Genomic DNA, 10,025 nt, shown 5'->3' with positions numbered 1-10,025 from the left:
AAGGAAAAACAAATGAAAACTTTAGAAGAAATGCAAGCTATGGATGAAGAAGCTATAAGGGAGTTAGGTTGGGAGTTTTTTAGACTTGTTAAAAATAATAAACTTAAAGAAGTGAAAGAGTTTTTAAAAGATTATCCCGTGCCTGAAGTATTTTTAGAGAAACGTCGTAAGGTATATTGGTGTGGTCATCCTATACCTTTTTTTAATCCTAGTTCTACTTTAGCTTGGGCAGGGATCGCTTATGATAAGAGTCAAAGTTTTGAAATGATGGAGTATTTTGAGAGTTTAGGACTTAAAGCTGATGATGAGTGTTTAGGAAATAATGCCCTTACTGATTATATTGGAGTGGGTGGAAAAAATAAAAAAATGATTGATTATTTTTTTAAAAAAGGATGTAAATTTGAAGTTTATGATGAACGAGGTGCCACCCCTTTGCATTCTTGGATATTGCTTGGCGATCCTGAGTCTGTAAATTCTTTAGAAGTGGCTTTACAATTTGGCGCTGATGTAAATATGAGAAATATTAAAACAGAACATGAACACAGTTATATCGATGCAGGAACAACCCTTTTACATATAGCTGCAACATCCGATAAAAAACCTATTGGAACTTGTTTGGAAATTTTGATCAAATATGGAGCTGATGTCAATGCTGCTAATTGCACTATCAATAAAACTAAAGATGATAAAATTAATTATTTTAAACCTAATACTCCATTGGATCAAGCTATTTCTTTTGGAATAAATAAAAATAAAACAATCTTAAAAAAAGCAGGTGCTAAGACTTGGGAACAATTGGTTAAAGAATACAATATTGATACGAGTTTAGAGAGACCAGAACAAATTAAAATGTATGAAGAAAGAAGAAAGATAAAAAAATAATAAAAAGGAGGATTTTTTCTTGAAAATTAACGATGAAATAAAATTTCATGATGTTAAATTTTACATTAAAGAATTTGAAAGTGTAGATATTATCGGTGGTTATATTGCCTTTTATGCACCTGTGAAAGAGCATTTAGAGGTAGAAAAAATTCAAAACGATCAAAATCCACAAGAAGAAATCCTGCAATTTAACAAAGATAACTCCCAAAAATATCTAAAAAAAATCAACCAAGAAAAAGAAGAGAAAATCGCACAGCTTGGACTTAACACCAGCGAAGATATTAATAAAGAATTTGATAAGTTGGACAATAAGGCCACTCCTGTTGGAAAATTTGTAAGAAAAAATTATGAATATGATATATTTTATGATGTTTATACAAAAAAAGATAATTACATAAAAAAACATGATTGCATAGAAAAATTTCCTATAAAAGATGGTGTTGCAAAAATAAAAAAAGAAACTTTAAAAAAATTTTATGATAAGTCTCAATGGTGTCTTATACCTAGATTACTTCCTGAAGATGATAATAAAGATTTTGAATTTGATCCTGTTCCTATTTTAAATAGTAGCTTTGTGATTTTAGAATTAGCAAATTGTAAGCAAAAAACTCTTACTTTTCAAAGAAAAATAGCTCAAATAAATAATCCAGATGATTTTAAATTTCAAACACCTGAAGAATTTAAAGAAATGCTTAATAACAAAACAACCTTTGCCGCTTATGGTGGCAAAAAACAACAAATAGAAGATCTTATAAAAACTGCCAAGTTAAAACTTAAAATGTTAAAAAAACTTAAGCCATCAGAAATTTCTGAAGACACTAAAGAAAGTTTGATAGATAAACAACATGAAAAAATTAAAGAATGTGAAAAAATAAAAATAGATCTTGAAAAAAATGAGAATAGAAAAATCACGCCCAGTGTTATAGGAGATGCGGGAGAATACATCACCTCTTTACTTTTTGAGAAAAGATCTACACGCCATTTGAGCAATCAAAGAAAAATTGATGCTAATTTCAATCTTCATAGTTTTAATCACACCATACCTGATTTTTTAGTGATCATCAATGATATTCCTAGTTTGGTAGAGGTTAAAAATGTCCAAGTTCAAAGCCTAACAGAACAAATCAGCTTTGAATTAAAACTTGCTAGAGAATATGAACTTGATTATTTTTTCATATGCAATAACTATACACAATTAACAGAAAATCTTTCAGGAAGCGCATTGACTCTTCAAGAACATGAAGCATTAATAAAAAATAAAGACAAGGTGAAGGAATTTGATGAAGAGACAAAGGCAAAGAAAAAAAATACAGTAAAAGAGGTTTTAAGGTCAAAAGATAAAAATTGGTATAAAGTATCAGATGTTGGCACTTCTCGTTTGAGAAATTTTTCAGAAGAAGCTGGAGATCAAGGTTCAAGAAATGGCTTTATTTATCATAAACATTTACACAGAAGTATAAAAACAGTATTTAAAGAAATGTATTTACATCATATCAAAGGTGTAGCACCCAATAAAATAGTAATAAAAAGATTTGACTTAAATTATGAAGAAAAATTAGAAGAAATTTTCAACCAAAACCAAGAATTGCAAAAAAATTCTGGAATTGCAAAAGGATAAAGATGTTAGATAAAATAACAATCAAAGGATATAAATCCATAAAAGATTTATCCAAATTTGAGCTTAAAAAATTAAATATTTTAATAGGTGCAAATGGTTCGGGCAAAAGTAATTTTATTTCAGTATTTAAAATGCTTAATGCTTTATTTAATAAAAATTTGCAATTTTTTACACAAGATAAAGGACCTGATAATTTTTTACATTTTGGCAGAAAAAAGACTGAAAATATATATCTTGAATTTGCTTTTGGCAAAAATGGTTATTATGCTACCTTTGTTCCAACGAGTGAAAATAAGCTTATGATATTAAATGAATATATTTTCTTTGATGGAGACTATAAAGACTATAAAGAACCTATAGGGAGTAATCAACTAGAAAGTAATCTTTCAGATATAATAGAACGAAGTTATTCTAAAAAAGTAGCAGAACATGTTCTAAATGAAATCAAAAAATGGAAACTTTATCATTTTCATGATACAAGCGATACAGCCAAGATGAAGGGAATGTGTGATGCAAATGACAATCTTATATTTAAAGAAGACGCACAAAATATAGCAGCTTATCTTAAGATGCTTCATGATAATCACAATAATCACTATAAACAAATTTTAACGACTATACAAGATATCGCTCCTTTCTTTGGAGGATTTATTTTTAGAACTAATGAAAATATACAATTAGAATGGTATCATAAAAATAATCCTGATACTCCTTTTAAATCCCATATGCTTTCTGATGGGACTTTAAGATTTATATGTTTAGCTACTTTATTGCTTCAGCCTTTTGAGTTGATGTCGGGAACGATTATTATTGATGAACCGGAATTGGGACTACATCCTTATGCATTAAAGGTTTTAAGTGAAATTATTAAGAGAGTGGCTAAAGAAAAGCAACTCATTATTTCTTCACAATCTGTAGAACTGATAAACCATTTTGAAGCGCAAGATATTATAGTAGTAGATAAAGAAAACGATGAATCTACTTTTACAAGAATGGATGATGAAAAATTAGAAGCTTGGCTTGAAGACTATACACTTGGAGAAATTTGGGCAAGTAATCTTATAGGCGGGAGACCAAAATAATGATTACAAGATGTTATGTGATTTGCGAAGGACAAAGTGAGGAAAAATTTATAAATGAAATTTTAGGATCGTATTTTTATAACTCTAATGTTTATCTTACTCCACTTATAATACCTACATCTAAAGGACATAAAGGTGGAGGACTTGCGTATGATAGGGTTGTTGATTTTATCGTTAAAAAATTAAAACAAGATTCACAAGCTTTTATGACAACAATGTTTGATTACTATGGATTGGATAATAGATTTTTAAAAGAAAAACAATGTAATAAAAATATATATGAACACGTTGAAAAAATACAAAAAGATTTTGATGAAGCAATTAAACAACAATGCGATACAAATAATTTTTTTAGCTATATACAGCCACATGAATTTGAAAGTTTGCTTTTTAGTGATATTACAAAAATAATTAAAGCAGATGCTGAATGGAATAAAAAACTTATTTATAAACTAGAAGACATTGTCAAAGAATTCGATAATCCAGAATTTATTAATAATAGTAAAGAAACAAGTCCTTCAAATAGATTAAAAAAGATTTTATCTTTTCCAAGCTATAATAAAATCTTGCACGGTGGAAGAATCGCTAAAGAAATAGGCATAGATAATATAAGATTAAAATGCCGACATTTTAATAAATGGTGTGAAAAAATTCATAGTTTAGGCAACAAAAAGGAAAATAGTGAAAAATAAAAATTTATTTCACAAGAATTTGAAAAAGGTTTTTAAAAATAGCAATAAAAACACCTCAAACACCTTCAGGAATTAAAATGAAACAAAATATAAGCGCTAATCAAGTAAGTTTTTACCTTTTTTCTACAAAAACCTTTAGCGATGAAAAATATCTTGATGCTTGGAGTTTAAAAGGGAATCGTTTAAATTCTCAAGATTGGTTTGAATTTAAACAAGCTAATAAAGGTAGTTTTTATAACAAACATTTAAATGATACTTTAAAAGCCATGCAGAAACTTAAAGCTTATTTTAGTATCGATAAATTTGAAGGCATAAATTTACATGGAAATGATGAATGGTGCGATTTTCTACCTTCAAATTATCTCCAAATTTACGATAGGCTATGTTTAGATAAAAGCAAATATATTTTACATAGATATTATCAAGAAAATGATTTAAGCGAAATAGGAGCACTTAAAAATCTTTCTCCTAATTTTCCTTTTTGGAATGAAAGTGGTGAAAATTTTTCTCAAAATCAAATCAATGCTTTTATAGATAAAGACAACTTAGCACCCTATTTCAATAAATATGATGTTTATTTTAACTCTTCGCTTAATTTAACTTTTAATTTCAGTGATGAAAGCTTAAAATATCTAGTTGATAATTATAATCATAGAATCAGTCATACTTTTATCCCAAAAAATCAAGAGCAACTAGAAAAAGAATTAAATTTAAGCAAAAATGAAAAAATTATTTTAGAACTTCAAAATATGTTTTTAGATCTTTGTAAAGGCATCAGCGCTGATTATGCTTTTATGGATTTTTCTTATTTTTTTTCGGGTTATAACTATATATTAAATTCTAAAGATAATGCTTTTAAATCTTATCCTGCCACCCAAAATACACTTATTTATAAAAGAAGTTTTAAAAAACATATAGAAAAATATGCGAATAATTATTTTTTAAATTACTATTCTAAAGAGTTTTTAAAAGAACTTGATAATCAAGAGTTAAATGAAGATAGACTTAATCATTATCTTATCAATTACAACAAAATCCCAAAAAAAGTCGAAGAAGAAAATATACAAGGTTTACTCTCTAAACAAAAAGATACAAATATTAATTTTGTAAATTTTATAGATTATCAAGATTATGTTTATAACAATAAAGATGATTTTTGGAATTTGTCTTCAGAGGAAAATTCTATGCTTTGGGAAAAATTTTTAAGTAAAAATACCTTAAAACCTTTTCCTTTAAACTTTGATTGCTCCTTAGAAGAAAAATTTCTTTATGCTAAAGATGAGCAATTAGAAAACATTCTCAAATCTCACAAGGCTTTTCATGGCTAGAAAAAGAAAGATAACTATTCCTAGAATAGAAGATATTAATGTAACTCTTGATACTTCTTGTTTGCATCCTATATTGGAAGATAATACTTTATTATGCTTACATGGAGGTAGAGTCAATTTAAAAGCAAAAAAGGCTAAAAGAATAAAATATAATAATGTTCCTATTATGTTACACGATGAAATACAAGGAGCTAGTATAAGTGGATGTTTAAATCCTCCAGTAGCTGGAGGACCTTGTACTAAAGTTGCTTTGGTATTTCCTTATACTTATTCAAAGCATAAAATCAATAATAAATATTCCGTTTATCAAATGGGCTTAATAGGAGTAAGTAATAAAGGCTATCCTGTACTTTCTATACCTAAAGGCAATAAGATTAAATTTGCTTTAGCTAAAATACAAGCTAGTCCTCTTGCTAAGATTAAGTATGATAGGATAAGATGGCAAGGGATAGGAGATAAATTAGGAGCGGCACAAAGAAGTAAAGAAAAAGCAAAAATGCTTTTATATTTGGAAAATGAAAATAAAAAAGGTAAGGTAAGTGATAAAGAAGTTCATCTTTATAAGCATAATGGAATATGGCCTAAAGATACTCCAAAACCTAGAAGTTCAAATTATATTTGTGAAAATGGTAAATTTAAATATCCTGATAATGATGGCTATAAAATCCCACCCAAACCAAGAGAAATCACTCTAAAAAAAGGGATGAAACTGGACAGATATGGAGATAATTCGGGCGGTTTTGTTTGCCCTTTTAAAGAGAAAAAAGGAGTGATGCCTTATGAAAAAAGATCATTGCCTTATGAAGATAATGAAGCCATGCAAAAAACCTATAAAAGATATGAAGTAACAGAAGATATTAATATGGAAAGTATTGAAAGAAAGGTTAGAATGAGTGGGAATGAAGAATTAAAAAAAGATATTAAAACATTAAAAGAAAAAAACAAATTCCATTCTCCGAAGATAGGTAAAATATCTCCATGCTTTGAACAAGAAGGTGGAGGAACACAAATTAAACTTCCTATTTCCATAGAAAACTTAATGCAATTAGGTTTTATCAAACAAATACCATAATAAAGGATAGAAAATGACAAGAGAACAAGCAGAACTAATTATAAAAGAAGAAAAGTTGATTGATACAGATTGGTATCCTTCTTATAAACATTCAGGAGAATACCATCTTACTATGTGGTTTGATTCTGATAATAATAAATACGAAGCTGTTTATATTGGAGAAAGGGGCAGTGTTGAACTTGAGTATTCTTTTGATAGTGAAAAAGAAGCCATTGATAAAATGTTAAAAATGAATTATAAGCAAAAAAAATACAATGGAAAAGACATTAAAGAATATCTAACAAAAGAAGTAGCATTAAAAATCATCAAAGAAGAAAAGTTGGAAGTGATTTGGTATGATGAAGCACTTAAACCTTTATGTGCAGGTATTAAACACGATAAACAAAGAGATAAATATATTTCTTTTATTACTAATGCTAAAGCAGAGCTTATAGAATGGAAAAGTATTGAGTTTGATGGGGATGAAGAATTTGAAGGAGAAATATATAATGATGAAGATATAGCCCTTTATGCTCTTATCAATCGTGCTAGAATGATTAAACAAAATAGAATTAGCTTTGTGTAAATACTTTCCTTATGATTTAATATAAAAAGATTTTTAGTTATAATTTCATTTTATATTTAAGGAAAAATTTATGGAAGATTTAAAACTTTTACAAAGGCGTTGGGAAGAAGCTTATGAAGCTATACCTAAACTTTATGAAACACCCGATGGGTTAATAATAAATTTCACCCTAAGTGAAGATACAGATACTATTCTTTTTAAAAAACCTTGGGAAAATTTTGAATTAGATGATGAAGATAAAGAAGCCAAATGGAGATTAAGCTTTTTTAGCATTAGCGAAGATAAACCTTTAGGATATTTAGAATATAAAGAAGCACTAGAAAAACTACAAGATTTTTCTTTAATTCAATCAGAAGAAAGGATTTTAATTAGAGCAATGAGTTTAGAAGAGCTTGAAAGCTTAGAGCTTAAAGGGTGGTAATGCTTCCTCAACCTATATTTTTAAATAAACTTGTAGAATTTTTATCTGATGAGAATTTAGATATTGTAAATATGAAAAAAGGTGTAGATAAAATTTTTTCTAAAAAAGATTTTTACGCTATATTAGAATTAAATATTAAAATTATGAATATAGCGAAATTAATTTTTAAAAGTGATGAACAATTAAATATATTATTACCACAAGCTTCTGATTATAAGAATACAAATTATTTTCCTCAAGAATTAGAGTTAAAAAAAGAAATGGATGTTAATCTTAATGATTTAAAAAATTGTGATAATAAAAAAATAATAGAAATAATAAAGCAAGAATATCAAAATAATCTGATTAAAGAATTGGATATTAATTCTCAAAAAGAAAAAATCAAAATACTTTTTATTATTAATGAAGTGCCAAAATTTTTAAAATCAATCTATAAAGAATGTGAGTTTAAAGAATATGGATTAGCAAATTATTTGGAATTTGATGAAATTTGGGATTTTTATGAAAATAATATTAGATATTTTACTATTTTAACTCCTATGGGTGCAAATAAAATAAAATTGCGTTTAGAAAATACACAAAACAGCGAAAAAGAATCTAATATCATAGAAGTAAATTTAGATAAAAAATAGATTTTAACAACAAAAATAAGCAATTTCTTTTTCTACTCAAATTTAGACTATTTGTGTTAAAATAATAAATATAAAAATTAAAAACATAGTGAAATTATAAACACCATAAACTCAACCCCCAAAAGGATCATCAATGTCCCTTAATTCCTTTATGAGTCTTAATATATCAAATTCTACTTCAAATCCCCTACCCTTTAAAATCACTAAAGCCATTATCAAAGAAAGTCTTGAAGAACTTTTTTCTATAGAATGTGAAGGTTTTTTTGAAAGTTTAGATGAAAGCTTATTTAATCTAAGTCAAGATTTTAATTTTCATCCTAATGTTTTAATCGATCAAGAAGCTATTTTAAGTATCCATAATCCTTATGAGAATAATACCTTAAACTTTGATAACAATGAAGTAATAAACTATAAGGGAATTATCACTTATATAAAATATCTAGGTATTAATCATGAAAGTGCTTTAAATATTAATGATAGCGCTTCAAATACTAAGCAAATAAAATACAAGCATTTTTTTTCTTTTAAGCTTCAATCAGTCTTGATAAGACTTTCTTTAAATAAAGCCAATCGTATTTATACTCATACTAATATTATAGAAGTGATTAAACAAACCCTTGGTTTTTATCAAGATATCTTACATAAAGAAATTGATTATTCTAATATACATTTTAATTATGAAGAACAAGAACTCATCTCTCAATACAATGAAAGTGATTTAGACTTTATTGCAAGATTAAGCCATAATAATGGAATCTTTTTTTATGAAGATGAGAACACTATTTATTTTTGTGATGTATATAAAAATGTAAAAAATAAAGAAATTGAGTATAATCCTAATATTAATAATATTTTAAATCAAGCTTGTATTTCTTCTATTTATAAAGAACAAAGCTTAAGAACTAATTCTTTTACACATTCTAGTATCAATGCCAATACTCCTTTAAATCTTTTATCTTTACATTCTAATAAAGTTCCTTATGAACAAGAACTTAATAACAAAGCTTATTATAATGAACATTTTTATGAGAGTGAATATTCTTTTACAAAAAGCATTGATTTAAAGACTAAGCCTTCTCTTAAAGAAAAAAGAGCCTTAGTATTAAATGAAAGCTTACTAGCAAAAAGTAATATTTATCATCTTAGTTTAGGAGATTTTATCACTTTAAATTATAAGGAGTTTAATCATCAAGAAGAAATAAAAAATCAAGATGAAGAAAAACAAGATAAAGCTTCTTTGCTTAAAGACTTTATTATTATTGCTAATACTCAAATCTTAATTGATGATGCCATCTTAGCTAATTCTATTAATACTAATGATCATTTAAATTTAAAAGATTTAAATTTAAGTAAATCTTATTCCAATACTTTAACTTTATTAAAAAAGAATATTATCTTTACTCCAAGTTTTAAAGCTAAACCTAAAGCTCCTAATAGCACTCAAGGTATTGTTATAGGAGAGAGTAAGGATATAGAAAGTGAGAGAAATACTATTTATACTGATGAGCATGGAAGGGTTAAGGTAAGGATTAATCTTTATGCCAATCAAGAAGAATTAGATGAAAAAGAAAGTTTATATCATCACACTCCTTTTTTAAGAGTAGCTTCAAGTATAGCAAGTAATCATTCAGGTTTTTATCATACTCCAAGAATTGGAGATGAAGTGATTATTTCTTTTTTAGATGATGATATAGATAAGCCTTATGTAAGTGGAAGTTTGTATAATGGGACTA

Annotated in this window: 10 protein-coding genes; all 10 read left to right on the top strand. The window is 26.8% G+C overall.

The features are described 5' to 3' along the window. Positions 1-12 precede the first annotated feature (12 nt). Complete coding sequence (locus tag AJ936_RS09805) at positions 13-882, top strand: ankyrin repeat domain-containing protein (RefSeq protein ID WP_070274514.1); 870 nt, start codon at positions 13-15, stop codon at positions 880-882. Between the two features lie 19 nt (positions 883-901). Continuing rightward, positions 902-2,500, top strand: a complete 1,599-nt coding sequence (locus tag AJ936_RS10680) for a putative toxin (RefSeq protein ID WP_052859245.1) — start codon at positions 902-904, stop codon at positions 2,498-2,500. A gap of 2 nt (positions 2,501-2,502) precedes the next feature. Next, on the top strand, positions 2,503-3,582 hold the full coding sequence (locus AJ936_RS09795) for an AAA family ATPase (RefSeq protein WP_070274512.1): 1,080 nt from the start codon (positions 2,503-2,505) through the stop codon (positions 3,580-3,582). After that, the gene (locus tag AJ936_RS09790) at positions 3,582-4,274 is read left to right on the top strand and encodes a DUF4276 family protein (RefSeq protein ID WP_070210734.1); all 693 of its coding nucleotides are present in this window, start codon (positions 3,582-3,584) and stop codon (positions 4,272-4,274) included. The genes AJ936_RS09795 and AJ936_RS09790 overlap by 1 nt, the downstream gene beginning before the upstream one ends. Positions 4,275-4,351: 77 nt before the next feature. Further along, entirely contained in the window at positions 4,352-5,602 is a 1,251-nt protein-coding gene (locus AJ936_RS09785) for a hypothetical protein (protein WP_044779668.1), read from the top strand. Further along, positions 5,595-6,674 (top strand): TNT domain-containing protein, encoded by a 1,080-nt coding sequence (locus AJ936_RS09780; protein ID WP_083265135.1) that lies wholly within the window; start codon positions 5,595-5,597, stop codon positions 6,672-6,674. Before AJ936_RS09785 ends, AJ936_RS09780 begins: the two co-directional genes overlap by 8 nt. A gap of 13 nt (positions 6,675-6,687) precedes the next feature. After that, complete coding sequence (locus AJ936_RS09775; RefSeq protein WP_070274511.1) at positions 6,688-7,239, top strand: hypothetical protein; 552 nt, start codon at positions 6,688-6,690, stop codon at positions 7,237-7,239. 70 nt (positions 7,240-7,309) lie between these two features. Continuing rightward, positions 7,310-7,660: a DUF4299 family protein gene (locus AJ936_RS09770; protein ID WP_044779597.1), complete on the top strand. Its 351-nt coding sequence runs from the start codon at positions 7,310-7,312 to the stop codon at positions 7,658-7,660. Then, positions 7,660-8,292 carry a hypothetical protein gene (locus AJ936_RS09765; protein ID WP_070210761.1) on the top strand — a complete coding sequence of 211 codons (633 nt, stop codon included), beginning with the start codon at positions 7,660-7,662 and terminating at the stop codon, positions 8,290-8,292. Before AJ936_RS09770 ends, AJ936_RS09765 begins: the two co-directional genes overlap by 1 nt. 133 nt (positions 8,293-8,425) lie before the next feature. After that, on the top strand, positions 8,426-10,025 hold a 1,600-nt coding region (vgrG, locus tag AJ936_RS09760; protein ID WP_141080061.1), incomplete at its 3' end, for a type VI secretion system tip protein VgrG.

Source organism: Campylobacter sp. BCW_6877, assembly GCF_001762445.1.
Classification (GTDB): Bacteria; Campylobacterota; Campylobacteria; order Campylobacterales; family Campylobacteraceae; genus Campylobacter_D; species Campylobacter_D jejuni.
This window is presented reverse-complemented; position numbering and strand designations above follow the sequence as displayed.

Coding starts and splice junctions, on each gene's coding strand:
- AJ936_RS09805 (WP_070274514.1), top strand. CDS start 13: ATGAAAACTTTAGAAGAAATGCAAGCTATGGATGAAGAAGCTATAAGG.
- AJ936_RS09785 (WP_044779668.1), top strand. CDS start 4,352: ATGAAACAAAATATAAGCGCTAATCAAGTAAGTTTTTACCTTTTTTCT.
- AJ936_RS09765 (WP_070210761.1), top strand. CDS start 7,660: ATGCTTCCTCAACCTATATTTTTAAATAAACTTGTAGAATTTTTATCT.
- AJ936_RS09780 (WP_083265135.1), top strand. CDS start 5,595: ATGGCTAGAAAAAGAAAGATAACTATTCCTAGAATAGAAGATATTAAT.
- AJ936_RS09770 (WP_044779597.1), top strand. CDS start 7,310: ATGGAAGATTTAAAACTTTTACAAAGGCGTTGGGAAGAAGCTTATGAA.
- AJ936_RS09790 (WP_070210734.1), top strand. CDS start 3,582: ATGATTACAAGATGTTATGTGATTTGCGAAGGACAAAGTGAGGAAAAA.
- AJ936_RS09775 (WP_070274511.1), top strand. CDS start 6,688: ATGACAAGAGAACAAGCAGAACTAATTATAAAAGAAGAAAAGTTGATT.
- AJ936_RS09795 (WP_070274512.1), top strand. CDS start 2,503: ATGTTAGATAAAATAACAATCAAAGGATATAAATCCATAAAAGATTTA.